Consider the following 26,003-nt stretch of genomic DNA (forward strand, 5'->3'; position numbering starts at 1 on the left):
TGTCCTCGTGATTCGCATGAACCTCAGCGATTATTGATGCTTCATTTTCCAGTAACGGGCCGCCACCAGCGTCGACTCCAGCATACTGACGGTACCCGCCTTACCGGTACCGGCGATATCAAACGCCGTCCCATGGTCGACGGAGCTGCGCATAAACGGCAGGCCGAAGGTAATGGTGATCGAACGTTCAAAGTCGAGGGTTTTGCAGGCAATATGCCCCTGATCGTGATACAGCGAGAGAATGGCGTCGTAGCGCCCCTGTTTGCCGAGATGGAACACGGAATCGGCCGGAACCGGCCCGATAGCGTTGATCCCCATCTCCTGGGCCGCTTTCACCGCCGGGATCAGATTGTCAGCCTCTTCGTGACCAAACAGACCATTGTCGGAACCATGCGGGTTCAGAGCGGCCACGGCAATGCGCGGATTTTTGATGTTCAGGGCGGTAAATTCATGGTGGATCTGCTGAACGCAGGCCAGCACTCGCGCTTTGTTGGCATAGTCACAGGCTGCTTTTAGCGCCATATGACGGCTCACGAAGAAGACGCGCAGGTTGTGGACGTGGAACATGGTCAGACCGTAATCAGATTGGGTTTCCACCTGATAGATTTCGGTATGGCCCGGGAGCTTACATCCTGCCAGCTTGATGGCTTCCTTATGAATTGGTGCAGTAGAGACCACGTCGATCAGCCCCGCTTTACCCAGCTCGATCGACTTCATCACATAGTCCAGCGACATTTGCCCCGCCAGTTTCTGCACCTTGCCCCATTCGATACTGTCGCAATCGTAGTCGCCAGTTTCCAGAACATCCAACGTCCCCCAGCTGAAACGGGCCTCCTGCGGATGGGCAATTTTATGGATAGCAAAATCGCAGCCCATGATTTTCATCGCCCGGCTGATAATCGGTACCGAGCCGATCAGGAACGGTTTGCACTCGTCATACACGCTTTTGTCCATCATGGTGGCCACGGTGATCTCCGGGCCGATCCCTGCCGGATCGCCAATGGTAATCGCCACAACGGGTTTTTTCTCTGCTGACATCATGCGCCTCTCATTTTTTCAGTTGATTGTTCATATGTTCAATACCAAATCATATGCTCAAAACATTACCTGATGAATGAGCCGCCATGAGTGATGAAGATCACATAAAAAAATTCATAGATTTTTTTCATCGAAAAATGTGATCTAACATATGTTCATACAGTGATAAAAAGTTCAACCTCAATACAGGGTATGGCCCCGTTTCTGGCAAGTATTTAATTTTATTAAGAGGAGAAGCAATGATGACCCCGATATGGTTAGGAACCAGCTGGAAAATGAACAAGCCGCTGTCCCAGGCCATGGCCTGGTGCGAAACGCTGGCAGCGCGGATGCCGGAGGGCTGTCACCCTGCTATTCAGCCCTTCGTCATTCCCCCCTTCACCGCGATCCAACCCGTCAGCCATTTTCTGCAAACGCATCAGTTACCGCTTCTGACCGGCGCGCAGAATATGCATGAAGCGGATCAGGGCGCCTGGACCGGGGAAATCTCGGCGGCCATGTTGGCAGAAACCGGCGCCACACTTGTTGAGCTGGGACATTCAGAACGACGCGCCGCCTTTAATGAAAGCGATGCCGCGATTAATCGAAAAGTGCATAGCGCCTTAGGTCATGGCCTGCGCCCGCTGATCTGTATTGGCGATAGCGCCGAGGAGAAACGCTGGCAGGTGTCGCGTGAAAGCGTGGTGCGGCAGATGAAGATCGCCCTGTATGGCCTGAGCCACCAGCAGGCGCTGCGGACCCTGATTGCGTATGAACCGGTGTGGGCCATTGGCGAACATGGTACGCCCGCCTCACCGCAGGAGGCGGGTGTCATTCATCAGGCGCTACGTCAGGCGCTTTGCGAGCGGTTTGGTCACGAGACGGGAACCCGTATCCCGCTGCTCTATGGCGGCAGCGTAACGCTGCAAAACGCGGTGGAATTGCTGCGCCAGCAGGAGATCAATGGGTTGTTTATCGGCCGCGCGGCCTGGGACGCGCAAGGCTATTGCGACATTGTTCAACGCGTTACACAGGAATTTATTTTGCAGGCGCAGTAATATAAAAGGGACACCAGAGATGGAAATTCCAGGCCATGATTGAACAAGACTCAGATTACGCCCTGCTCACTGAAATTGCGGTGGCTTATTACGATCAGGAACAAACGCAGGAAGAGATCGCCAAACGATTCGGCATTTCGCGTATCAAAGTCGGGCGCCTGCTGAAAAAAGCGCGCCAGGAAGGGATTGTTGAGATCAGCGTCAAATACCATCCGGTCTTCAGCTCCCAGATTGAGCAGCAGTTTATTTCGCACTTTGGCATTAAGCGCGCGCTAATTGCCCTGGATCACCATGATGAAGATGAACAGCGCCAGCAGGTGGCGGCCCTGGTCAGTAACTACCTTGCCGGGGTGTTAAAAAACGATATGACCGTCACCGTTGGTCAGGGGCGCAATGTGGCCGCGGTGGCGAATCACGTTGGCGTGTTTCCTGAGCGCCACTGCCGCTTTATCTGCGGCATCGGCGGAACCAAGCGTGACAATCAGCTGATTGACGCCGACCACATCAGCCGGAATCTGGCGCGCAAATTTAACGGCTTCAGCGAAACGCTTTACGCCCCGGCCTATGTGGAAACCCCGGAGCTGCGCGCGGCCTTTATGCAAAACCGCCTGATTAAGGCCACGCTCGAACAGGCCAGCAAAGCTGACGTGGCGATCATCGGCCTCGGCGATATGAATGAAAACAGCTTTATGGTGCAGCTCGGCTGGTTTACGCCGCAGGAAATTGCCACCGCGCGTCAGGAACAGGGGGTGGTGGGCGATCTGGCGGGGTACAGCTTTTTCAATATTCAGGGCAAACCCGTCGATACGGTGATGAATGACCGGGTCATTGGCTTAAGTCTCGAACAGCTGCGGGCCATTCCCTGCGTCATCGCTATCGCCTCCGAAAGTACGAAAGCGACGGCGATCCTGGGGGCATTACGCACCGGGGTTATCGATGTGCTGGCTACCAGCGCCTCGAACGCCCGTTCGGTCATTAATATGCAAAAGGCGCTATAAATAAGCCACGGCGCAGGCGGCGGATCAGCGTTGACCGCCGTCGTGCTGGCCTTTACCCTTCCCTTTTTCGTCTCGCCGCTGCACAAAATCTTCAATGATGCCGACAACCCAGTTGAGAGGTTTCCACAGCACCACCAGCAGCAGCAACGGACCGTATATTCGCACACCGCCCGTCGCGAACTCAGCGGTCAACAGCAGAGCTAAGATATCCAGCAGCAGGCACAACGCGCTGCCAGTGCCGAGGAACAGACATAGCAGGAAGAGGATCGGTCGGCTATCGGCGTGTAGCGGTAAAGCGCGCTGGCTCCAGACGCCAACGATAATGGCCGCGATCAACATGATCGCTTCGATAACCAGCGGATTATGCATGGTCTGACTCCTGTCATGACGTGACATCCTTGTCAGCAGCGCTGCCGGCGGCCGTGGGCTGCGCCCTGGCTACCGGCAGGCTGCTTCAGTTTACAGCGCGTTTTCCTGCAGCAGCTTATCGATAAAGGCGGGTACCACTTCGCTTGCCAGCCCGTAGTGCTTCTCGGCAAACTCGCTGCCCACCTGGCTGGGCTCCAGGTTCAGTTCAACGGTATGGGCGCCGTGCAGTCGCGCCTCGTGCACAAAGCCAGCCGCCGGATAGACATGGCCGGAGGTGCCGATGGCGATAAAAATATCTGCGTCGGCCAGCGCGCTGTAGATCTCATCCATCCCCAGCGGCATTTCGCCAAACCAGACCACGTGCGGACGTAGCGCCGCCGGGAACTGGCAGCAGTGGCACTTGTCCTCGGCGGTGACGTCGCCGGTCCACTCCAGCACCTGGCCGCTCCACGAACAGCGCACCTTTAGCAGCTCGCCGTGCATATGGATCACCCGGCGGTTGCCGGCGCGCTCGTGCAGATTATCAATATTCTGGGTGACCAGCAGAAAATGGTCGCCCAGCAGATCCTCCAGACGCGCCAGCGCCAGATGCGCCGCGTTCGGCTTGATTTCCGGACTCTGCAACTGACGGCGACGGGCGTTGTAGAACGCCTGCACCAGCGCCGGATCGCGGGCGAAGCCTTCCGGCGTCGCTACATCTTCCACCCGATGCTCTTCCCACAGGCCATCGGCCGCGCGGAAGGTTTTGATCCCCGACTCTGCCGAGATGCCCGCGCCGGTTAACACCACCACTCTCGGTTTTGCCATCGCTTCAGGCTTCATCCTGTCCTCCCTAAAGAAAATCCGCTGACGCAGACGGTCACGCAACCGACGTTTATTGCGACGAAAACGGCTCAATCGATGTAAACGGCGCGACTGCATAGCTACCTCTGTGATTAATGGGTCAGGTGAAGGAAGGCCGCACCGCGCATTCCCCCGGCATCGCCGTGGCGCGCGCGCTCAATGCGCGGAACCCTGGCGACCGGCAGAAGATGGCGCGGCAATCGTTGCGCCAGCCCTTCGCTAATGGCCGTAAAGTTAGATAATCCACCGCCGAGCACCAGCAAATCCGGGTCGACAATGGTCAGTATATTCCCCAGACACACCGCCAGCAGATCGAGATAGCGCTCAACGTGCGCCTGCGCGCGCGGATCGTGCTGCTGCCACTGCGCCACAATCTCCGGCGAGGAGAGCGGTTGCTGATAAAAATGTTCGTACAGCCAGGCGAAACCGCGACCGGAGAGATAATTTTCAATACAGCCCAGCTGGCCGCAGCCGCAGCGCAGCAGCGGAAAATCGCGCCCAACCACCTCCAGGGCATCCACCGGCAGGCGAATATGACCGAACTCGCCGGTGATATAGCTATGGCCGGTAATCGATTTACCGTTCAACACCAGGCCGCCGCCCACGCCGGTGCCGAGGATCAATCCCATCACCAGCGGGTATTGCGTAAACTCATCGTCCCACGCTTCCGACAGCGCGAAACAGTTGGCGTCATTATCGAGACGCACATCGCGCCCCAACCGCGCGCTGAGATCAGCGCGCAGCGGCCGGCCGCTGGCGGCTGGCACGTTAGCGGCATACAGCGTGCCGTCCGCCGTTTCCGGCATTCCCGGAATACCGATCCCGACCGAACCCTGCTGGTCGAAGCGATCATCGGCCTCGCGGACCAGCGCCTCTACCGCCTGGAGAAAATCCTCATAACTACTTTTCGGCGTGGCGACGCGTTTTTCCCACTGCAGTCGCCGCTCCTGATTAAATACGCCCAGCGCTATCTTGCTGCCGCCAATGTCAAATCCATAATACATTTCAGCAATTCCTCTTGTGTCGTCAGCCAGGCCGACGATGACGATAAATTACTGGCCACTCAGCACCCTCGCCGGGTCGATGCGGCTGGCGCGGCGGGCGGGATACCAGCTGGCCAGCAAACTCAGCAACAGTGCTGTCACCAGCACATAAAAGACGTCCAGCCAGTGCAATTCTGACGGCAGGAAGTCAATAAAATAGATGTCGCCGGAGAGGAATTTATGCCCAATCAGGTATTCGATGCCGTTGATGATCGGCGTCAGGTTCAACGCGCAGATCACGCCGATCACCACCCCAAACAGGCTGCCTACCGATCCGGCTAATAAACCATACCACACGAAAATCGCGCGAATTAAGCCGTCTTTTGCGCCAAGCGTGCGCAGCACCGCAATATCGCCGCTTTTGTCTTTGACCGCCATCACCAGCGTCGAGACGATGTTAAAGCAGGCCACGCCGATCACCAGCACCATCGCCAGGTACATAATGGCGCGGATCATCTGGATGTCGCGATACATATAGCCATAGGTGCCGATCCAGCTCTTGATGTAGACGTAGCTGTTGGTCACCTCGCCGGCGTCGCGTACCAGCTTGTTAGCATGGAAAACGTCGGTGACCTTGATGGCGATGCCGGTCACGCTGCTGCCCATATCCAGATACTGCTGCGCATCCTGCATCGGGATCATGGCAAAACTATGATCGAGCTGGCCGCTCAGCTGTAAAATTCCGGTCACATGCAGCCTGACGCGTTTTGGCTGCAGCAGCTGATGGTCGGCGTCGGCATTAGGGATCATGATCGACACCCAGTCCCCCTGCTTCACGTGCAGGGCATCGGCGACCCCTTTACCCAGAATCACCTGCTGTTCGCCAGCCTTGAATCCGGCCCACGCGTTATTCTGCACAAAGGTAGGCAGCGCGCTGAGCTGGCTCTCCTGCTGCGGGTCGACGCCTTTCACCTGGATGGCGCGCATATTGCTGCCGCTCTCCACCAGGCCGGTGAAGTTAATATAGGGCGCTGCCGCGACAATCCCCTTCACCTTCTGCACCTTCGCCAGCGCTTCCTGCCAGTTATTCCACGGCTGATTCACGGGTTCGATTTCGCCGTGCGGTACCACCGCCAGCACGCGGTTATTCAGCTCGCGCTCAAAGCCGTTCATCGCGCTGAGGCCGACGATCAGCACCGCCACCCCCAGCGCAATGCCGATGGTGGAGATCACCGAGATCAGCGACACCATGCCGCCGCGCCGCCGGCCGCGGCTGAAACGCAATGCAATCAGTAACGATAACGGAGACGCCATTACTCGGCCCCCATCAGGGTCAGGTCGGCGGTCAGACGGCCATCGCGCATCTCCAGCTGGCGGCTCATGCGCTTCGCCAGCTGCAGGTCGTGGGTCACCACCAGAAACGCGGTGCGCTGCGCGACGTTCAGTTCGCCCAGCAGCTGGAAGATGCTGTCGGCGTTGCGAGCGTCGAGGTTACCGGTTGGCTCGTCCGCCAGCACCAGCCGCGGTTTATTCACCAGCGCGCGGGCAATCGCCACCCGCTGGCGCTCGCCGCCGGAGAGCTCCGACGGACGGTGATGGCTGCGGTGTTCAAGCCCGACCGCCTGCAGCATCGCTTTCGCCTGGCGTTCAATATCCGCCGGCTTCTTTTTGCCAATCAGCAGCGGCATCGCCACGTTTTCCAGTGCGCTAAAGTCCGGCAGCAGATGGTGGAACTGATAGATAAAGCCCAGCTCGCGGTTACGCAGGTCGGCGCGCGCGGCGGTGGATAGCTTGCTCATCGGCTGACCGGAGAAAATCACGTCGCCAGAGGTGGGCGTATCCAGGCCGCCGAGCAGATGCAGCAGCGTACTTTTGCCAGAGCCGGAGGTGCCGACGATAGCCATCATCTCGCCTTCACCAATGCTGAAGCTGACATTGTGCAGGACATCGGTTTGCACATTGCCTTCCTGATAGCGTTTGCACAGGTTGTCGCATTGCAGCAGGATCTTATTCATAACGTAAAGCCTCAGCGGGTTGGGTGGCGGCAGCGCGCCAGGAAGGGTACAACGTAGACAACAGGGCCAGCACCATCGCCACCAGGGCGATAACAATGACCTGCAGCGGCTCAATCGCCACCGGCAGCGCCGCGCCGTCAAGGAAGGCGCCGATGATCGGCATTAAATTATTCAGCTGGCTGGCCAACAGGGCGCCAAGCACCGCTCCCAGCAGCGCGCCGACGATCCCGGCGCTGGCCCCCTGCACCATAAAGACGGCCATAATCTGCCGCGGCGTCAGCCCCTGGGTCTGGAGGATCGCCACTTCGCCCTGCTTCTCCATCACCATCATCCCCAGCGAGGTAATAATGTTGAAGGCCGCGACGGCGACGATCAGGCTCAGCAGCAGGCCCATCATATTTTTCTCCATGCGCACCGCCTGGAACAGTTCGCCCTTGCGCTCGCGCCAGTCCTGCCACTGAGTTCCCGGCGGCAGCGTCTGTTGACTCAGGGTGTCGACCTGCAGCGGTTTATCCAGCCACAGGCGCCAGCCGGTGATATTCCCCAGCGGATAGCGCATCAGACGGGAGGCGTCGTCGATGTTGGTCAGCATCTGATAGCCATCGACTTCGCTGTTGGCGGCGAAGGTGCCGATGACCGTGAACAGACGCTGGCTCGGCACGCGGCCCATCGGCGTAAACTGACTCGCGGAAGGAACCATCACGCGAATTTTATCGCCGCGATTAACCCCCAGCTGGCCCGCCAGCTGCTCGCCGAGAATAACGTTATATTTGCCCGCCTGCAGATCGCTCTGTTTGACGTTCACCAGGTATGGAGTCAGGGGATCGTTCTGCGCCGGATCAATGCCCAGCATAACCCCGACCGCCACGCTGCGCGCGCTCTGCAGCACCACGTCGCCGGTGGTGATCGGCGCTACGCGGGTTACCCCATTAAGTTTCGCTTCGCGCTCCGGCAGTTGCTGAGGGTTCACCGACCCCTGTTTGGCGCTAAGAATGGCCTGTGGCATCAGCCCCAGGATGTTGTTTTGCAGCTCGCGTTCAAAGCCGTTCATCACCGACAGGACTGTCACCAGCGCCATTACGCCAAGCGTAATACCGATAGTTGAGAGCCAGGAGACGAAACGACCGAAGCGGTCGGCTGCGCGCCCGCGCATATAGCGTAGGCCGATAAAGAGTGCGGCAGGTTGGTACATGTCATCCATCTGGTTGCTGATAGCCGATGCCCGAGTATATAAGCGATTAGGGGCAGCGTAAACGACTGATACATGACGACTTTATTAGCAACAAACCTAAAAACCAAGTAAATACAAACGGATAGATAAGTACTTACTTATTTATCTTTACGCTTATCGACAGCGCTGACCTTTCTTCACCCAATACGCGATGGCAATTCGGGTTGGCGAATCCAGACCAATCGCGGATAATCTCACTATTGAATATCAGCGAGTTGCCCTCCATATCGGCAGAGCGAATCCCTAAGAGATCATGAAACCGTCTATGCCTGAACAATATCGATACTCATTGCCGGTCAAAGCCGGCGATCAGAGCCAGCTTGGCGAGTTGACCGGCGCAGCCTGCGCCACCCTGGTGGCGGAGATGGCCGAACGCCACAACGGCCCGGTGGTGCTGGTGGCGCCTGACATGCAAAACGCGCTGCGTCTGAACGACGAGATCAGGCAGTTTACCGACAGCATGGTGATGGGGCTGGCGGACTGGGAAACGCTCCCTTACGACAGCTTCTCGCCGCATCAGGACATCATCTCCTCCCGTCTTGCCACCCTTTACCAGTTACCCACCATGCAGCGCGGCGTACTGATCGTCCCGGTCAGCACCCTGATGCAGCGCGTCTGTCCGCACAGCTTCCTTCACGGCCACGCGCTGGTGATGAAAAAGGGCCAGCGCCTGTCGCGCGATGCGCTGCGCGATCAGCTGGAGGGGGCCGGCTACCGCCATGTCGATCAGGTGATGGAGCACGGCGAATATGCTACCCGCGGCGCGCTGCTCGACCTGTTCCCGATGGGTAGCGATCAGCCCTACCGCCTTGATTTCTTTGACGATGAAATCGACAGCCTGCGCCTGTTCGACGTTGACAGCCAGCGCACGCTGGAGGAAGTGGCGGCCATTAACCTGCTGCCGGCGCACGAGTTCCCCACCGACCAGACCGCTATTGAGCTGTTCCGCAGCCAGTGGCGCGACCGCTTTGAGGTGAAGCGCGATGCCGAACACATCTATCAGCAGGTCAGTAAAGGGACGCTACCTGCCGGTATCGAATACTGGCAACCGCTGTTCTTCAGCGAGCCGCTGCCGCCGTTATTCAGCTATTTCCCGGCCAGCACGCTGATCGTCAACACCGGCGATCTCGAGGCCAGCGCGGAACGATTCCAGAATGAAGCCCGCGCCCGCTTTGAAAACCGCGGCGTCGACCCGATGCGCCCGCTCCTGCCGCCTGAGCTGCTGTGGCTGCGCAGCGATGAGCTATTCAGCGAACTGAAAAAATGGCCGCGCGTGCAGCTGAAAACCGAACGTCTGGCGGACAAAGCGGCAAATACTAATCTGGGCTACCAGACGCTGCCGGACCTCGCCGTCCAGGCACAGAACAAAGCGCCGCTGGATAATCTGCGCCGCTTCCTCGAGTCCTTTACCGGTCCGGTGATCTTCTCGGTGGAAAGCGAAGGCCGCCGTGAAGCGCTGAGCGAAATGCTGGCGCGGATTAAAGTTGCGCCAAAACATGTGCTGCGTCTGGAGGAAGCCACCGGCAACGGCCGCTATCTGATGATTGGCGCTGCTGAGCACGGGTTTATCGACAGCCAGCGCGGCCTGGCGCTGATTTGCGAGAGCGACCTGCTCGGCGAGCGGGTGGCGCGCCGTCGTCAGGATTCGCGACGCACCATTAACCCTGACACTCTGATTCGCAACCTCGCCGAACTGCATATCGGCCAGCCGGTCGTTCACCTGGAACACGGCGTGGGCCGCTACGCGGGCATGACTACCCTGGAAGCCGGCGGCATCACCGGCGAATATCTGATGCTGACCTACGCCAACGATGCCAAGCTATACGTTCCGGTATCGTCCCTGCATCTTATCAGCCGCTACGCCGGCGGGGCGGAAGAAAACGCCCCCCTGCACAAGCTGGGCGGCGATGCCTGGACCCGGGCGCGACAAAAAGCGGCTGAGAAAGTACGCGACGTGGCGGCCGAGCTGCTGGATATCTATGCCCAGCGCGCGGCGAAGGCGGGTTTTGCCTTTAAACACGACCGCGAACAGTATCAGCTGTTCTGCGACGGTTTCCCATTTGAAACCACGCCGGATCAGGCGCAGGCGATCAACGCCGTCCTCAGCGATATGTGCCAGCCGCTGGCCATGGACCGCCTGGTGTGCGGCGATGTGGGCTTCGGCAAGACCGAAGTGGCCATGCGCGCCGCCTTCCTCGCCGTGGAGAACCACAAGCAGGTGGCGGTGCTGGTGCCGACCACCCTGCTGGCTCAGCAGCACTATGACAATTTCCGCGATCGTTTCGCCAACTGGCCGGTACGCATCGAAATGCTCTCCCGCTTCCGCAGCGCTAAAGAGCAGGCGCAGATCCTCGAGCAGGCCGCGGAAGGCAAAATCGATATCTTGATCGGCACCCACAAGCTGCTGCAGAGCGAGGTGAAGCTGCGCGATCTCGGGCTGCTGATCGTCGACGAAGAGCACCGGTTTGGCGTGCGGCATAAAGAGCGCATCAAAGCGATGCGCGCCGATGTCGATATCCTGACCCTCACCGCCACGCCGATCCCGCGGACGCTGAACATGGCGATGAGCGGGATGCGCGATCTGTCGATCATCGCCACGCCGCCGGCGCGCCGCCTGGCGGTGAAGACCTTCGTTCGCGAATATGACGCCCTGGTGGTGCGCGAGGCGATCCTGCGCGAAACGCTGCGCGGCGGCCAGGTCTACTATCTGTTTAATGACGTTGAGAACATCCAGAAAGCCGCCGACAAGCTGGCGGAGCTGGTGCCGGAGGCGCGGATCGCCATCGGTCACGGTCAGATGAGGGAGCGCGAACTGGAGCGGGTGATGAATGACTTCCATCACCAACGCTTCAATGTGCTGGTGTGCACCACCATCATCGAAACCGGGATCGACATTCCCACCGCCAACACCATCATCATCGAACGCGCCGACCATTTTGGCCTCGCCCAGCTGCACCAGCTGCGCGGCCGCGTTGGCCGTTCGCATCACCAGGCCTATGCCTGGCTACTGACGCCGCATCCGAAAGCGATGACCACCGATGCGCAAAAGCGCCTCGAGGCCATTGCGTCGCTGGAAGATCTCGGCGCCGGCTTTGCGCTGGCAACCCACGATCTGGAGATTCGCGGGGCCGGGGAACTGCTTGGGGAAGATCAGAGCGGTCAGATGGAAACCATCGGTTTCTCCCTGTATATGGAGCTGCTGGAGAACGCAGTCGATGCGCTGAAAGCCGGGCGTGAACCCTCGCTGGAAGATCTCACCAGTCAGCAGACGGAGGTTGAACTGCGCATGCCTTCCCTGCTGCCTGATGATTTCATCCCTGACGTCAATACGCGCCTGTCATTCTATAAGCGCATTGCCAGCGCCAAAAACGAACAGGATCTGGAGGAGATCAAAGTCGAGCTGATCGATCGTTTTGGCCGCCTGCCCGATGCCGCCCGCAACCTGCTGGATATCGCCCGTCTGCGTCAGCAGGCGCAAAAGTTAGGGATCCGCAAGCTGGAAAGCAACGAAAAAGGCGGCGTGATCGAATTTAACGAGAAAAACAACGTCAATCCGGTGTGGTTGATCGGCCTGCTGCAGAAGCAGCCCCAGCACTTCCGCCTGGACGGGCCGACGCGCCTGAAATTCATGCAGGACCTGGAAGAGCGTAAAACGCGGATGGACTGGGTTCGCCAGTTTATGCGCCAACTGGAAGAGAACGCCGTCGCCTGACTGGCAGGAGATACGGCCCCGCTGCCGTATCTCCTTTCCCACATATCTGGCAATCTTTACAAACATTTTGCAATCCGCCTGGATTTCCCCACACAGACTCACGCCATAATCTCATCTGCTTTTCGTATAAAAATAACCACTTACATATTTTGGAGTTATGGTAATGAGAAACCGTTTCCCCGTGACGCTTTGGCTGACGCTAGTCGCGTTAGTCGCCGCGCTGGCCCTCCCCGCGCGCGCTAACACCTGGCCCCTTCCCCCGCCGGGCAGCCGGCTGGTGGGTCAGAATCAGTTTCATGTGGTACAGGATGACGGCGGTTCGCTGGAAGCGATTGCCAAGAAGTACAATGTCGGCTTCCTGGCCCTGCTGCAGGCCAATCCCGGGGTTGACCCCTATGTTCCGCGCGCCGGCAGCGTGCTGACCATCCCCCTGCAGACGCTACTGCCCGATGCGCCGCGCGAAGGGCTGGTGATTAACCTCGCCGAACTGCGCCTCTATTATTACCCGCCGGGCAAGAATGAAGTGACCGTCTACCCAATCGGCATCGGTCAGCTGGGCGGAACCACCATCACACCGACGATGGTCACAACCGTGTCCGACAAACGGGCCAATCCGACCTGGACACCTACCGCCAATATTCGCGCGCGCTACAAGGCTATGGGGATTGAGCTGCCGGCGGTGGTGCCTGCTGGTCCTGACAATCCGATGGGCCATCACGCCATCCGCCTCGCCGCCTATGGCGGAGTCTATCTCCTGCACGGCACCAATGCCGATTTCGGCATCGGTATGCGCGTCAGTTCCGGCTGCATTCGTCTGCGCGATAACGATATCAAGGCGCTGTACAACACTATCTCGCCGGGCACGAAGGTGAACATTATCAACACGCCGATCAAGGCGTCGGTTGAGCCGGATGGCCGCCGTCTGGTTGAGGTCCATCAGCCGCTGTCTGAGCATATCGATGACGACCCGCAGACCCTGCCCATTACGCTTAATGCGGCCATGACTGCGTTCAAACAGGCGCCGCAGACCGACGGGACGGTGATGGAGCGCGCGATGAATTACCGCTCGGGCATGCCGATTGACGTCACCCGTCATGCTGAACCTGGACCGCAGTCGCTGTAGTCTTACGCTGCATAAAACAAAAAACCCGCCTGATGGCGGGTTTTTTGTTGGCAAGGGTCAAACAGGGGTACAACAGGGTCTTACTCATCGCCGTCCGGTGAAGGGGGCCGGGCAGCGACGCATCGGGCTTACTTGTAGATAACGGCGGTCCCGTGAAGGGTATTCGGACCGGTTACCGAAGTAATACGGTATGAAGTGGCGCCCATCTCATCCGCTTTCTGCGCCAGCTGGTCTTCCAGCGAGCCCAGGTTAGTCCCGGCAGAAGCAGAGATGGTGCCTACTTTATGCTGTCCTGCAGGGGTGGACTGCACCTCTACAGCGGCAAAGCTGGCGAAAGAAAGGGAACTTAAAACGGCGGCAATAGCCAGAGTATTAACGGTTTTCATGATTATTATACCTGTGCAGATGAATTTTATAGTAGGGTCGCAAGCATTAACTTAACGATCGATAGGTAAATAATAATGTGATCTATGTCACACGTCAATGCATTTTTATAACGATCGTTTAACTATTTATAAAATGCTTAAATTTCATACATATATGAATTATTTATTTTTAAACCGACAGCGCTGGCCCCGGCGATCGTTTATTTTTATAATGGCCTTTCACCAAACCAACATAGGTACAACGGCACCATGACAACTGACGTTCAAAGTTGCGCCAAAAAAAGCCGTGGCCGACCGAAGGTGTTCGACAGGGATGCGGCGCTGGACAAAGCCATGACACTCTTCTGGCAGCACGGCTATGAGGCGACCTCGCTCGCCGATCTGGTCGAGGCGACAGGAGCAAAAGCCCCCACCCTGTATGCGGAATTTGTGAATAAAGAAGGCCTATTCCGCGCAGTGTTGGATCGTTACATTTCGCGCTTTGCCGCGAAGCACGAAGCCGTGCTGTTTGCCGAGGGAAAATCCGTCGATCGCGCGTTGCGTGACTACTTCACGGCGGTCGCCACCTGCTTTACCAGCAAAGAGACGCCGGCCGGCTGCTTTATCATCAATACCTCCGCCGCGCTGGCCGCCTCCTCGACGGATATCGCCAATACCATCAAATCCCGCCATGCGATGCAGGAGCAGGCGCTAACCCAGTTTCTGCAGCAGCGGCAGGCGCAGGGCGAACTGCCCGCGGGCCGCGATGTCGCGCAGCTGGCGCAATTTCTTAACTGCGTTCTGCAGGGGATGTCGATTAGCGCCCGGGAAGGCGCGGATTTCGACAAGCTGATGCAAATCACCGATACCACTCTCCGTCTCTGGCCGCAGGTCCTCGAGTCCTGATGCGCCCTGCTTCCGGCGGTATTCTGCCGCCGGATCCGCTCTCCTGTTGGCTTTATCCCCACAAAATAGATTGATTTTTATTACCTTTTCTCGCGCAAGATAAACGCAAATGATATTGATTGCGATATTCATTATGTGCAAAATCCTTTTTTGAGTTTTTCCAGATGTTTCGCATTGTAACGAATACCGGCCGACGCCGGCCCATAACAACGACAAAGCAACTTGCTCATAAAAGGAATGGATATGAAAAAGCGCCTCTGGGTGCTCCACCCTCTGCTGCTGGCCAGCACGCTGCCTGCGCTGGCGGCTCAGTCTGATGAAGACAGCATCATCGTTAGCGCAAACCGCACCCATCGCACCGTGGCCGAAATGGCCCAAACCACCTGGGTCATTGAGGGCCAGGAGATTGAGCAGCAGGTCCAGGGCGGGAAAGAGTTCAAAGACGTGCTGGCGCAGCTGATCCCCGGCATCGACGTCAGCAGCCAGGGGCGGACCAACTATGGGATGAACATGCGCGGGCGCGCGATCGTCGTGCTGATTGACGGCGTCCGGCTCAACTCCTCACGCACCGACAGCCGCCAGCTCGACGCCATCGATCCATTCAACATCGAACATATCGAAGTGATCTCCGGAGCGACCTCGCTGTACGGCGGGGGCAGTACCGGCGGGCTTATCAACATCGTTACCAAAAAGGGGCAGCAGGATCGTCAGGTCGATCTTGAGGTGGGCAGCAAGAGCGGTTTTGCGAACAGCAACGATCATGATGAGCGCGTCGCGGCGGCCGTCAGCGGCGGAACAGACCACGCATCCGGCCGCTTGTCGGTAGCCTATCAGCGTTTCGGCGGCTGGTACGACGGCAATAACGATGCGCTGATCCTCGATAATACCCAAACGGGGCTCCAGCACTCTGACCGCCTCGACGTGATGGGGACGGGGACGATTGAGATCGATGATAACCGCCAGCTGCAGCTGGTCACCCAGTATTATAAAAGCCAGGGCGATGATGACTACGGTCTGTGGCTCGGGAAGAACATGTCCGCGGTCACCAGCGGCGGCAAAGCGTATACCACCGACGGGCTCAATTCCGACCGTATCCCCGGCACCGAACGCCATCTGATCAGCCTCCAGTACTCCGATGCCGACTTTTTCGGCCAAAATCTGGTGAGCCAGGTGTACTATCGCGATGAGTCCCTCACCTTCTATCCGTTCCCGACGCTCACGAAAGGTCAGGTCAGTAGCTTCTCCTCGTCGCAGCAGGATACCGATCAGTATGGGGCCAAGCTGACCCTCAACAGCCAACCGCTGGCGGGGTGGGATCTCACCTGGGGTCTCGACGCCGATCATGAGACCTTTAATGCCAACCAAATGTTCTTCGATCTGCCACAATCGATGGCCTCCGGCGGGTTGCACAACGAATCGATCTACACTACCGGCCGCTACCCGGGATACAGTATTTCCAATGTCGCGCCATTCCTGCAGTCCAGCTACGATCTGAACGATATCTTTACCGTCAGCGGCGGGGTACGCTACCAGTGGACCGAAAACCGGGTCGACGACTTTGTCGGCTACGCCCAGCAGCAGGATATCGCCAACGGCAAAGCGCGCTCCGCCGACGCCATCAAAGGCGGCAAAACCGATTACGATAACTTCCTCTTTAACGCCGGGATCGTGGCCCACCTGACCGAGCGTCAACAAACCTGGTTTAACTTCTCGCAGGGCGTCGAGCTACCGGACCCTGGTAAATACTATGGCATCGGTAAATATGGCGCTGCGGTGAATGGTCATCTGCCGCTGATCTCCAGCGTCAACGTCGATGACTCGCCGCTGCAGGGGATCAAAGTTAACTCGTACGAGCTGGGCTGGCGCTACACCGGCGATAACCTGCGCACCCAGCTGGCGGCGTACTACTCGACCTCGGATAAGACCATTGTCGTCAACCGCACCGACATGACCATCGACGTTCAGTCCGACAAACGGCGTATTTACGGCGTTGAGGGGGCGGTCGACTACTTTATTCCGGATAGCGACTGGAGCGTCGGCGGTAACTTCAACGTGCTGAAATCCCAGGTGCAGACCGACGGCCGCTGGCAAAAATGGGACGTCACCCTCGCCTCGCCGTCTAAAGCCACCGCCTGGGTGGGCTGGGCGCCGGATCCGTGGAGCCTGCGCGTGCAGAGTCAGCAGGTATTTGACCTCAGCGATGCCGCCGGCAACAAGCTGGAAGGCTATAACACCGTCGATTTTATCGGTAGTTACGCGCTGCCGGTGGGGAAAGTGACCTTCAGTATCGAAAACCTGCTTAACGAAGACTATGTCACTATCTGGGGCCAGCGCGCGCCGCTGCTCTACAGCCCAACCTACGGCAGTTCATCGCTGTATGAGTACAAAGGTCGTGGCCGCACCTTTGGTCTGAACTACGCCTTAACCTTCTGATAAAAAAAGCCCCTCAGCCTGAGCGATTGAGGGGCTAATCACTACACAAATCTGTTTTTAGATTTTGTTGTTCAGGACCAGCTGGCCGTTGTTGTCCAGCGGGATCTGGCTGCCGGGATCGTGATCCATGCGGATTTTCCCCTGCTGATCGCCTATCTTATAGGTCACATCGTAGCCGAGCATTTTATCGGATTTGTCATACACCGTTTTGCAGCGCTGCTGGGTGGTGGTGTAGGTATCGTTGTCCTGCATCGCGCCCTGGATCTGGTTGCCTGCATAGCCGCCGCCCAGCGCACCTACGACCGTCGCCACGCTGCGTCCGTGACCGCCGCCAAACTGGTGGCCAATCACCCCGCCCGCCACCGCGCCCAGCACCGAACCGGCGATGCGGTTTTCATCCTGTACCGGACGACGATGAGTCACCGTGACATTGCGGCATTCCTGACGCGGCGTTTTCACGGTTTCTTTAATCGGTGTACTGGAGACCACTTGCGCATACTGCGGGCCGCGATCCAACACGTTGAGACCAGCGACAGCTGCAACGCCCAGCGCGGCAGCCACGCCTATCCCTATACCCGCCAACATAGATTTATTCACGGGAGTTCCTCCTTTGTTGCTGTTGATACAATTTTGCAACCGGAGCCGGGAGGGCGCAAATCAGATAGCGGATGAAAAGTGCGAGAATTCGCTGCAAATCAAAGGGATTCAGAGGATTCCGAGCGGGATCTCTGCGGTTCCAGCAGAAGAGCCCGGAGGCGCCCTCAGAGCGCGCCTCCGGGTCGCGACAGCGATTAGTGCAGCTTCAGGCGCGGGCGAATGATGCGGTTGATGCGCCCAACCAGCATCATCAGGCCGGTCTTGAAGTAACCATGCAGAGCAATCTGGTGCATACGGTACAGGGAGATGTACACGAAGCGCGCAATGCGCCCTTCCACCATCATCGAACCGCGCATCAGGTTACCCATCAGGCTGCCGACGGTGGAGTAATTTGACAGCGACACCAGCGAGCCATGGTCTTTATAGGTGTATGCCTTCAGCGGTTTGCCTTTCATCTGCGCCAGGATGTTGTTCAGCGCGCAGGTAGCCATCTGGTGCGCCGCCTGGGCCCGCGGAGGCACAAAGCCGCCTTCCGGACGGGCGCAGGAGGCGCAGTCGCCGATGGCGAAAATATCCGCATCGCGGGTAGTCTGCAGCGTCGGCTCGACCACCAGCTGATTGATACGGTTGGTTTCGAGGCCGCCGATCTCTTTCATGAAATCTGGCGCTTTGATCCCCGCCGCCCAGACCATTAGATCCGCCTCAATATATTCGCCATCTTTAGTGTGCAGGCCGCCCGCATCCGCGCTGGTGACCATGGTCTGCGTCAGAACCCGTACGCCCAGCTTAGTCAGCTCATTATGCGCTGCCCCGGAAATGCGCGGCGGCAGCGCAGGCAGAATGCGCTCGCCTGCCTCGACCAGCGTGACGTTCAGCGCTTCGTTGGTCAGCCCTTTGTAGCCGTAGCTGTGCAGCTGTTTCACCGCATTGTGCAACTCAGCGGAGAGCTCCACGCCGGTGGCGCCGCCGCCGACGATGGCGATATTTACTTTACCGTTAGCGCCGAGGTTAGCAGAGTATTTAAGGAACAGGTTGAGCATTTCCTGATGGAAGCGACGCGCCTGGTGCGGGTTGTCGAGGAAAATGCAGTTCTCTTTTACGCCAGGGGTATTAAAGTCATTCGAGGTACTGCCCAACGCCATGACCAGCGTGTCGTACGGCAGTTTACGCTCAGCCACCAGCAGCTCGCCTTTTTCATTGCGCAGCTCGCCGAGGGTGATGGTTTTCCCTTCGCGGTTGATATCAACCACCGAGCCCAGCTGGAACTGGAAACCGTGGTTGCGGGCATGGGCCAGATAGCTCAGCGCATCAACGCCTTCATCCAGAGAACCGGTGGCCACTTCGTGCAGCAGCGGCTTCCACAGATGGCTGTGGTTACGGTCCACCAGAGTGATTTTCGCTTTCTTATGGCGCCCTAACTTTCTCCCCAGCTGAGTTGCCAGTTCCAGTCCGCCAGCGCCGCCACCCACAATTACGATTTTTTTCAATGGCGTAGTCATGTGTACCCCTAAAATTATTAACCAATTGTTAAATAAAAGGTATTGAAATAGCCTTTATTTAACAACAAGTTACGTTAATGAAACCATTCAGCACTGTCGAGAATACCATGAACGGTGCATTGGTCATACCAAAATTGATGTGCATCAAGTTTTGTCGCGTATTTTTTCAGCGAAACCAATAAGTGTAGACATGAAAAAACCCGCGTGGTGAACCCGACGCGGGTTTGGGAACAAGGGAAAAGCAGTTAGCCGAGGGTTTTAAACGCTTTCAGCCGCTGCAGATGCGGCGAGATATTTTTAAACTTATGGGTCTGCTCTTCATCCCAGATAATTTCATAATAGTGGTGCAGGAGATCGGCGGAACGCTGGCTGTCCAACGCCTCGTCCTGGCGGGAAAGCACCACCAGGCAGCGATCGCGGTTCTTCTCGCGGAAGTTGGTCACGCACTTGGTGGCGATGTCAGCATACTCTTCCGGTCGGTCGATTTTGCCTTCCATGTTCTCATGCGGAAACAGGTTTGGATTGAACACCGCCTGGCGGATATCGCACAGAAAACCAATCCGCTCCGCCCAGTAGCCGCCAAGGCCGACGCCGCAGATCAGCGGCCGGTCATCGGCAGTGAGCTGCAGCATTTTATCGACCTCTTTCAGCAAATGCTGCATATCGTGCTTGGGATGCCGCGTGCTGTAGCTAATCAACCGCACGTCCGGGTCGATAAACTGCAGCTGCATAACCTTCTCATGGTTACCGGGGCTGTTCGAGTCAAAACCGTGTAAATAGATAATCATCGCATCCTCACCAGACAACAACGCCCCGTAGAGCGTTACGCGGACTTCGCCTCTTGCCAGCGCGCATGAAGCTGCTCCAGCTGGGCACTCACCGTTTTCCAACGGGCTGAATCCCTTAACTCCTGACGGGAAAAGGAACCTTTATGATACAATTTCGTAACACGCTCTGCTTTGATCGGCGACAGGTTATCCAGCACACTGACCGCGCCTTTACGATTATTGCAGACGAGGATCATATCGCAACCGGCGTCGAGCGATGCCTGACCGCGTTCGGCATAGCTGCCCATGATCGCCGCCCCTTCCATCGACAGATCGTCGGAGAAAATCACCCCGTCAAAGCCCAGTTCGCCGCGCAGCACCGTTTTCAGCCAGTACGCCGAGCCGCTGGCCGGACGCGGATCGAGCTCCGGGTAAATCACATGCGCCGGCATAATGGCATCCAGACGCTGCTCGGCGATAAGGCTTTTGAACACCGCCATATCATGGTCGCGGATAACCGATGCCGCCCGCGGATCGAACGGCGTCTCTTTGTGCGAATCGGCAGTCACCGCCCCGTGACCCGGGAAGTGTTTGCCGGTGGTTTTCATGCCCGCGGCGTGCATCCCGTCAATGAAGTGACGCGCCATCGTCAGCGCTTTCTGTGGATCTTCATGATAAGAACGTTCGCCGATTGCGGCGCTGATATGGCCGACGTCCAGCACTGGCGCAAAACTAATATCGATATCCATGGCGATCATTTCGCTGGCCATCAGCCAGCCGGCTTCGGCGGCCAGTTTGCCCCCCTCTTCCATCCCCAGCAGCGCGGCGAAAGACTGGGCCGCCGGTAAACGGGTAAACCCTTCGCGGAAACGCTGAACCCGCCCCCCTTCCTGATCGACCGCCACCACCAGGTGGTTCCGGGAGGCGTCGCGGATCTGGCGCACCAGCTCGCGCAGCTGCGCCAGATCGTGATAATTTCGGGTAAAGAGGATCAACCCTCCCACCAGCGGATGCGCCAGAATTTCTCGCTCTTCCGCATCCAGCTCATACCCTTCGACATCCAACATCACTGGGCCCACACTGACCTCTCTTATCCTTTACGTTCGTTGTCTAACTGACACCATGTTTCATCTGCCAGCGTGATAAATTGCCGGTCCCCGCTCTGCCGCCAGCGCATTTCATACCAGCCCGCCATCAACAGCAGTACCCACGGGCGCCAGAGTACAACCTGCCGCCAAAGCAGCTGCGCGTCGATGGCCGCCCGCCGGGCATACGCTTCTACCAGCCGACGGCGCTCGCCAGGCGTGATCCACACCGCGGCCAGCTCCAGCGCGATATCGCCATCACCGGCATATTCCCAGTCGATCAGCCTCAGGCCGGACTCATTATGAATAATATTGCCGGCATGGACGTCCATGTGCAGCGGCGCCAGCCGCAGGGGACGGGGCTCGCCCTGGCGGCGCAGCCGCTGATGCCAGCGCAGCCAACGCGGCTTGCGCCGCGCCGGATCGCACCTCTGCCAGTACTGGGCCAGCAGTGGTGTAAGGCTAACCCGCCAGCCAAACCGCGGTTGCTGATGCAAATCATACAATAAGCCTGACAGCTGCGGGGAGGCCGGTAACTCGCTTTTCACCTCCCCTGCGCAATACTCCACCACCATCCAGCAGGGTGAGTAAAACAGCGGGGTTGGCGCCAGCCTGGCAGGCAGTCGGCGGAGTGCGTGATACTGACGGCGAAAATAGTAAGTGGCGGCAGACGGATCGTGCGGCTGACGCAGCACGTGCCGCCGGTCGCCGTCGCTGATAATCACACTGCCGCCGCTGAGGCCACTCTGGCTCAGCGAGGCGACAGGATGATAATGGGGAAAGAAGCGCGACAAGAGCTCGTCGCGCGTTAGCTTATTGTTGCTGAACAGCACCTTTACCTGACCAGATTATCTCACCGGTTTGCACCAGCATGAGCTGCATTTTCAGCTCAGGCGCGTTGACGTTGCCGGTGGCATTGGAGTAAAGCACATACTGCGCGCCCACGTTGCGGGCGATGCCCATGGCTTTGCTGCGGCTGCCAAGGCTGTCCTGCGGCGACAGGCCCAGCTGCTGCTTGGCGACCGCCAGCTGCTGCGCCGATACCAGGGTAAATTTGCCGTTACCGGCCAGCGCACTACGTAGCGCAGTGGTGGCTTCTCCAGCATTCAGCGAACCGTTGGTGCGGTTGTTCACGCTGTCAACCAGCAGAATACTGCCGGCATTGACCCCACTCGCCTGCAGCATCTGCCCCACCAGCGGCTGAACCGCGCCGTTCCAGTCATAATGACGCACGCGCGGCGCCGGCTGACCCGACTGCTGATCCTGATGCTCAATCGGCCCAGGCTGCGCCGGGACAGAGGGCACCGCCGGTACGGTCGGCACCGTGGGCTGCGGCTGCGCAGGCTGCTGCGGCTGCGGTTTGGCCTCTTCTACCGGCGCGGGCTGCTCCCGCAACCCCGCACAGCCTGCGAGGAATATCGCCAGTGCTGTGATTAACGCATAGCGACACATTTTCATCATTATAATTACCCCTTACAGATAAAGATAAAGGCGGGCCTTATGCGCCCCCAGGATATTGGCGCTGCCATATAACGTGACCGAGGAGCGGGCCGGTACCACGATGGTGCGCGGCGCGTCCAGCGGATGCATCTCCAGCCCTCGGGCGTCATACCAGAAAAAACGATAGTGCACGGTAACCGGCTGCTGGCGCTCGTTATATAGCGTTGAGGAGGCGGTAGCCTGAATCTCTGTCGCCACGACGGCAGGCTCGCTGGCGCTGATCCCCGCCGCCAGCACGCTCGACTCCATCACCAGCGCCTGCTGGTCAGAAACCGGGATCTCCGGGTGTGAACTACACCCGGCGAGTAGCCCCGCCGCCAGACACGCGCCCAAAAGGGTCCTGAGCATGACGTTAGCCTTTGTGCGCCAGCATCGGGCCAAGCGGACGACCGCCCAGCAGATGCATATGGATATGGTACACTTCCTGGCCGCCGTGGCGGTTGCAGTTGACGATCAACCGATAGCCATCGTCGGCAAGACCTTCATCGCGGGCGATCTTCGCCGCGACGGTCATCATCCGGCCCAGCGCCAGCTCATGTTCAGCGGTGACGTCATTTACGGTAGGAATCAGAACATTCGGGACAATCAGAATATGGGTGGGCGCCTGCGGGGAGATGTCGCGAAAAGCGGTCACAAGCTCATCCTGATAGACAATATCCGACGGGATCTCCCGGCGAATGATTTTGCTGAAAATCGTTTCTTCTGCCATGACTGATTCCTTATAAGTTTTATCCCGTGCGCTGGCCTGCTTCTGCAGATAAACGCGGACGCACAGGTTCCGCTAAGAGTATGAGCGACATTCTCCCTCTCTTTCAACCTGAAAGCTCTTTTTCTTATTCAACTATAGACTTAGCTGCTGAGGGAATAAGCATATGGCGGACTGTTTTCAGGGTTATCGCTTGTGGGGCACCGACTTTAGCGCATAAAAAAGGCAGCCAGTTGGCTGCCTTAGTCTCCCCGATACTACGTCTTAACTGTTACGGATGTACTCATCCATTTCAGTTTTCAGGTTATCGGACTTGGTACCGAAGATGGCCTGTACGCCAGAACCTGCCACTACCACGCCAGCGGCGCCCAGTTTTTTCAGGCCAGCCTGGTCAACTTTCGCTACATCCGCCACGCTAACACGCAGACGAGTAATACATGCGTCGAGGTTGGTGATGTTCTCTTTACCGCCGAAAGCGGCGACCAGAGCCGGAGCCATCTCGCTGGTGGCGCCAGCTTTGCTCTCTTCGGTGGTGTCTTCACGACCCGGTGTTTTCAGATCCAGGGCTTTAATCAGCACACGGAAAATGACGTAGTACACGATCGCATAGCAGATACCAACAATCGGGAACAGCCACAGTTTGCTGCTGTTACCGGACAGCACGATAAAGTCGATCAGGCCGTGAGAGAACGAGGTACCGTCACGCATACCCAGCAGGATACAGATCGGGAACGCCAGGCCCGCCAGAATGGCATGGATAACGTACAGGATCGGCGCCACGAACATGAACGAGAACTCGATCGGCTCGGTGATACCGGTCAGGAACGAGGTCAGCGCGGCGGAGATCATGATGCCGCCCACTTTGGCGCGGTTTTCCGGTTTAGCAGAGTGCCAAATAGCGATAGCCGCTGCCGGCAGACCATACATTTTGAACAGGAAGCCGCCAGACAGTTTGCCCGCCGTCGGGTCGCCTGCCATGTAGCGCGGGATATCGCCGTGGAACACCTGACCAGCCGCGTTGGTGTATTCGCCGATCTGCATCTGGAAAGGAACGTTCCAGATGTGATGCAGACCAAACGGCACCAGGCAACGTTCGATGAAACCGTAGATACCAAACGCCACCACTGGGTTCTGATAAGCAGCCCACTGGGAGAAGGTTTGGATCGCGGAGCCGATCGGCGGCCAAATGAAGGAGAGGATCACGCCGGTGAAGATAGCGGCCAGACCAGAGATAATCGGCACAAAACGCTTGCCCGCAAAGAAGCCGAGATATTCTGGCAGCTTGATGCGATAGAAGCGGTTGAACATGTAGGCGGCGATAGCACCGGAGATAATACCGCCAAGCACGCCGGTATCAGCAAGGTGTTTTGCCGCAATCTCGTCAGCAGGTAAATGCAGCACCAGCGGCGCAACAACCGCCATGGTTTTCACCATGATGCCGTAAGCCACGACTGCAGCCAGTGCGGATACACCGTCGTTATTGGTGAAGCCTAGGGCCACACCGATAGCGAAGATCAGCGGCATATTGGCGAAAACTGAACCGCCTGCTTCTGCCATAACGTGGGAGACCACGGCTGGCAGCCAGCTGAAGTTAGCGGAACCGACGCCCAGCAGGATACCTGCGATAGGCAGTACGGATACCGGCAGCATCAGCGATTTACCGACCTTCTGCAGGTTAGCAAATGCATTCTTAAACATAATTGAGAGTGCTCCTGAGTATTTGGTACTTTTTTACGCTTTCACGCATTGGCCCGGGGGGAGAACCGTGCCGTGGACAGGACATCTAAGCGCCCTTTATTTATTACACAGAGTAAAATAATTAACGGGATGATTGTTTGACGGCTATCACGTTTCAATCAGCCTTCCGGTAAAAATTTACATCAACTTACATAAATTGTATCCAGATGTTGCTAAAAAACCTTCACCGCCACTTTTGTGGCGGTGAACTTTACTCGCTTTGGCTATTAATTACGAGCCTTAAAATAATAAGCAGATCAAGCAGGTTGCAAACGGGCGGGGTCGATGTGGAACAGGGTGGCAAAATTGTCGGTGGTCTGCTGAGCCAGCTGCTCAAGCGACACCCCCTTCAGTACCGCCATATACTCGGCAACGTCACGGACCAGCGCCGGCTGGTTCTCTTTGCCGCGGTGGGGGACCGGCGCCAGGTACGGCGAATCGGTTTCAACCAGCAGGCGATCCAGCGGCACGTAGCGCGCCGCATCACGCAGCTGCTCGGCGTTACGAAAAGTGACGATACCGGAAAACGAGATATAGAACCCCATATCGAGCAGCTTGCCCGCTGTCTCCCTGTCCTCAGTGAAACAGTGTAGTACGCCACCGCAATCCGTCACCTTTTCTTCGCGCAAAATAGCCAGAGTATCGGCACGCGCGTCACGGGTATGGACGATCACCGGCTTATTGAGCTCACGGCCGATACGAATGTGGTCGCGGAACGAGCTTTGCTGTTGGGCTTTAGTTTCCGGGGTATAAAAATAATCCAGACCGGTCTCCCCCATCGCCACGACGCCCTCTTCCGCTGCCAGCGCGCGCAGGGTCTCTACCTCCCAGGGCTCGTCCTGGTTTAATGGGTGTACGCCACAGGAGAAGACGACGTTGTCACGCGTCCCCACCAGTTCGCGCATACTGCGGTAGCCAGGCAGCGTCGTGGCGACGGCGAGGCAATATTTCACATCGCGTGCGGCCGCTTTTGCCAGCACGTCGTCGACGTTTTTGTGTAGAGTTTGATAATCCAGACCATCAAGATGGCAGTGGGAGTCGACTAAAAACATAATGTCT

At 57.8% G+C, this 26,003-nt stretch carries 27 protein-coding genes; 7 read left to right on the forward strand and 20 right to left on the reverse strand.

Annotated elements, in window-relative coordinates:
• Nucleotides 1-30: 30 nt before the first annotated feature.
• Nucleotides 31-1,038 (reverse strand): 4-hydroxythreonine-4-phosphate dehydrogenase PdxA, encoded by a 1,008-nt coding sequence (pdxA, locus tag LPQ25_RS16110; protein WP_004179336.1) that lies wholly within the window; start codon nt 1,036-1,038, stop codon nt 31-33.
• Nucleotides 1,039-1,280: 242 nt separating this feature from the next.
• On the opposite strand from pdxA, the gene LPQ25_RS16115 reads away from it, so the two are divergent.
• Both LPQ25_RS16115 and LPQ25_RS16120 read left to right on the forward strand, forming a co-directional pair.
• Entirely contained in the window at nt 1,281-2,075 is a 795-nt protein-coding gene (locus LPQ25_RS16115) for a triose-phosphate isomerase (protein ID WP_004211823.1), read from the forward strand.
• A 35-nt stretch (nt 2,076-2,110) separates the two neighbouring features.
• A complete protein-coding gene (locus LPQ25_RS16120; protein WP_004140612.1) occupies nt 2,111-3,073 on the forward strand; it encodes a sugar-binding transcriptional regulator in 963 nt (320 codons plus the stop codon).
• 24 nt (nt 3,074-3,097) lie between these two features.
• Here LPQ25_RS16120 and LPQ25_RS16125 read toward each other — a convergent pair whose 3' ends face one another.
• The 7 genes from LPQ25_RS16125 to LPQ25_RS16155 form a co-directional block, all read right to left on the reverse strand.
• Nucleotides 3,098-3,442, reverse strand: a complete 345-nt coding sequence (locus LPQ25_RS16125) for a hypothetical protein (protein ID WP_014907837.1) — start codon at nt 3,440-3,442, stop codon at nt 3,098-3,100.
• Nucleotides 3,443-3,532: 90 nt separating this feature from the next.
• Nucleotides 3,533-4,363: a Sir2 family NAD+-dependent deacetylase gene (gene cobB, locus LPQ25_RS16130; RefSeq protein WP_004179333.1), complete on the reverse strand. Its 831-nt coding sequence runs from the start codon at nt 4,361-4,363 to the stop codon at nt 3,533-3,535.
• Nucleotides 4,364-4,377: 14 nt separating this feature from the next.
• Entirely contained in the window at nt 4,378-5,289 is a 912-nt protein-coding gene (nagK, locus tag LPQ25_RS16135) for an N-acetylglucosamine kinase (RefSeq protein WP_015874639.1), read from the reverse strand.
• Between the two features lie 48 nt (nt 5,290-5,337).
• On the reverse strand, nt 5,338-6,582 hold the full coding sequence (lolE, locus tag LPQ25_RS16140) for a lipoprotein-releasing ABC transporter permease subunit LolE (protein ID WP_014907839.1): 1,245 nt from the start codon (nt 6,580-6,582) through the stop codon (nt 5,338-5,340).
• On the reverse strand, nt 6,582-7,283 hold the full coding sequence (gene lolD, locus LPQ25_RS16145; protein ID WP_002900798.1) for a lipoprotein-releasing ABC transporter ATP-binding protein LolD: 702 nt from the start codon (nt 7,281-7,283) through the stop codon (nt 6,582-6,584). The genes lolE and lolD overlap by 1 nt, the downstream gene beginning before the upstream one ends.
• Entirely contained in the window at nt 7,276-8,475 is a 1,200-nt protein-coding gene (gene lolC, locus LPQ25_RS16150; protein ID WP_004176566.1) for a lipoprotein-releasing ABC transporter permease subunit LolC, read from the reverse strand. The genes lolD and lolC overlap by 8 nt, the downstream gene beginning before the upstream one ends.
• A 133-nt stretch (nt 8,476-8,608) precedes the next feature.
• Nucleotides 8,609-8,740 (reverse strand): hypothetical protein, encoded by a 132-nt coding sequence (locus LPQ25_RS16155; RefSeq protein ID WP_004140630.1) that lies wholly within the window; start codon nt 8,738-8,740, stop codon nt 8,609-8,611.
• Between the two features lie 39 nt (nt 8,741-8,779).
• On the opposite strand from LPQ25_RS16155, the gene mfd reads away from it, so the two are divergent.
• Nucleotides 8,780-12,226 (forward strand): transcription-repair coupling factor, encoded by a 3,447-nt coding sequence (gene mfd, locus LPQ25_RS16160; RefSeq protein ID WP_234599476.1) that lies wholly within the window; start codon nt 8,780-8,782, stop codon nt 12,224-12,226.
• Nucleotides 12,227-12,389: 163 nt separating this feature from the next.
• Nucleotides 12,390-13,349: a L,D-transpeptidase LdtC gene (gene ldtC, locus LPQ25_RS16165; RefSeq protein WP_002900790.1), complete on the forward strand. Its 960-nt coding sequence runs from the start codon at nt 12,390-12,392 to the stop codon at nt 13,347-13,349.
• A gap of 128 nt (nt 13,350-13,477) precedes the next feature.
• On the opposite strand, the gene bhsA is transcribed toward ldtC, so the two are convergent.
• Complete coding sequence (bhsA, locus tag LPQ25_RS16170; RefSeq protein ID WP_002900788.1) at nt 13,478-13,735, reverse strand: multiple stress resistance protein BhsA; 258 nt, start codon at nt 13,733-13,735, stop codon at nt 13,478-13,480.
• Between the two features lie 97 nt (nt 13,736-13,832).
• On the opposite strand from bhsA, the gene LPQ25_RS16175 reads away from it, so the two are divergent.
• On the forward strand, nt 13,833-13,988 hold the full coding sequence (locus LPQ25_RS16175) for a hypothetical protein (protein WP_004147941.1): 156 nt from the start codon (nt 13,833-13,835) through the stop codon (nt 13,986-13,988).
• The gene (locus tag LPQ25_RS16180; protein WP_004140640.1) at nt 13,985-14,620 is read left to right on the forward strand and encodes a TetR/AcrR family transcriptional regulator; all 636 of its coding nucleotides are present in this window, start codon (nt 13,985-13,987) and stop codon (nt 14,618-14,620) included. The genes LPQ25_RS16175 and LPQ25_RS16180 overlap by 4 nt, the downstream gene beginning before the upstream one ends.
• Nucleotides 14,621-14,672: 52 nt before the next feature.
• On the opposite strand, the gene LPQ25_RS16185 is transcribed toward LPQ25_RS16180, so the two are convergent.
• Nucleotides 14,673-14,795 (reverse strand): hypothetical protein, encoded by a 123-nt coding sequence (locus LPQ25_RS16185; protein WP_004140642.1) that lies wholly within the window; start codon nt 14,793-14,795, stop codon nt 14,673-14,675.
• A gap of 68 nt (nt 14,796-14,863) precedes the next feature.
• Here LPQ25_RS16185 and LPQ25_RS16190 point away from each other — a divergent pair, with 68 nt between their 5' ends.
• Nucleotides 14,864-17,053: a TonB-dependent siderophore receptor gene (locus LPQ25_RS16190; protein ID WP_014907843.1), complete on the forward strand. Its 2,190-nt coding sequence runs from the start codon at nt 14,864-14,866 to the stop codon at nt 17,051-17,053.
• 57 nt (nt 17,054-17,110) lie between these two features.
• Here LPQ25_RS16190 and LPQ25_RS16195 read toward each other — a convergent pair whose 3' ends face one another.
• The 10 genes from LPQ25_RS16195 to LPQ25_RS16240 all read right to left on the reverse strand — a co-directional run bounded on the left by LPQ25_RS16195 (nt 17,111) and on the right by LPQ25_RS16240 (nt 25,996).
• Nucleotides 17,111-17,650, reverse strand: a complete 540-nt coding sequence (locus LPQ25_RS16195; RefSeq protein ID WP_002900781.1) for a glycine zipper 2TM domain-containing protein — start codon at nt 17,648-17,650, stop codon at nt 17,111-17,113.
• Between the two features lie 194 nt (nt 17,651-17,844).
• Nucleotides 17,845-19,149: an NAD(P)/FAD-dependent oxidoreductase gene (locus tag LPQ25_RS16200; RefSeq protein ID WP_002900778.1), complete on the reverse strand. Its 1,305-nt coding sequence runs from the start codon at nt 19,147-19,149 to the stop codon at nt 17,845-17,847.
• 245 nt (nt 19,150-19,394) lie between these two features.
• Nucleotides 19,395-19,937, reverse strand: a complete 543-nt coding sequence (gene ycfP / locus LPQ25_RS16205; protein WP_002900775.1) for an alpha/beta hydrolase YcfP — start codon at nt 19,935-19,937, stop codon at nt 19,395-19,397.
• Nucleotides 19,938-19,972: 35 nt separating this feature from the next.
• Complete coding sequence (gene nagZ / locus LPQ25_RS16210) at nt 19,973-20,983, reverse strand: beta-N-acetylhexosaminidase (protein WP_014907846.1); 1,011 nt, start codon at nt 20,981-20,983, stop codon at nt 19,973-19,975.
• Nucleotides 20,984-21,006: 23 nt separating this feature from the next.
• Complete coding sequence (gene thiK, locus LPQ25_RS16215; protein WP_014907847.1) at nt 21,007-21,834, reverse strand: thiamine kinase; 828 nt, start codon at nt 21,832-21,834, stop codon at nt 21,007-21,009.
• Nucleotides 21,815-22,453 (reverse strand): penicillin-binding protein activator LpoB, encoded by a 639-nt coding sequence (gene lpoB, locus LPQ25_RS16220; protein ID WP_014342994.1) that lies wholly within the window; start codon nt 22,451-22,453, stop codon nt 21,815-21,817. The genes thiK and lpoB overlap by 20 nt, the downstream gene beginning before the upstream one ends.
• A 21-nt stretch (nt 22,454-22,474) precedes the next feature.
• Complete coding sequence (locus LPQ25_RS16225; protein WP_002900683.1) at nt 22,475-22,849, reverse strand: YcfL family putative periplasmic lipoprotein; 375 nt, start codon at nt 22,847-22,849, stop codon at nt 22,475-22,477.
• Nucleotides 22,850-22,853: 4 nt separating this feature from the next.
• Nucleotides 22,854-23,210, reverse strand: a complete 357-nt coding sequence (hinT, locus tag LPQ25_RS16230) for a purine nucleoside phosphoramidase (RefSeq protein WP_002900681.1) — start codon at nt 23,208-23,210, stop codon at nt 22,854-22,856.
• A gap of 261 nt (nt 23,211-23,471) precedes the next feature.
• Nucleotides 23,472-24,905, reverse strand: coding sequence for a PTS glucose transporter subunit IIBC (gene ptsG / locus LPQ25_RS16235; protein WP_002900680.1), 1,434 nt, complete (start codon nt 24,903-24,905; stop codon nt 23,472-23,474).
• 296 nt (nt 24,906-25,201) lie between these two features.
• Complete coding sequence (locus tag LPQ25_RS16240; protein ID WP_004190975.1) at nt 25,202-25,996, reverse strand: metal-dependent hydrolase; 795 nt, start codon at nt 25,994-25,996, stop codon at nt 25,202-25,204.
• Between the last annotated feature and the right edge of the window lie 7 nt (nt 25,997-26,003).

Origin of the sequence: Klebsiella sp. KPN54798 (assembly GCF_021184225.1) — a bacterium.
Classification (GTDB): domain Bacteria; phylum Pseudomonadota; class Gammaproteobacteria; order Enterobacterales; family Enterobacteriaceae; genus Klebsiella; species Klebsiella pneumoniae.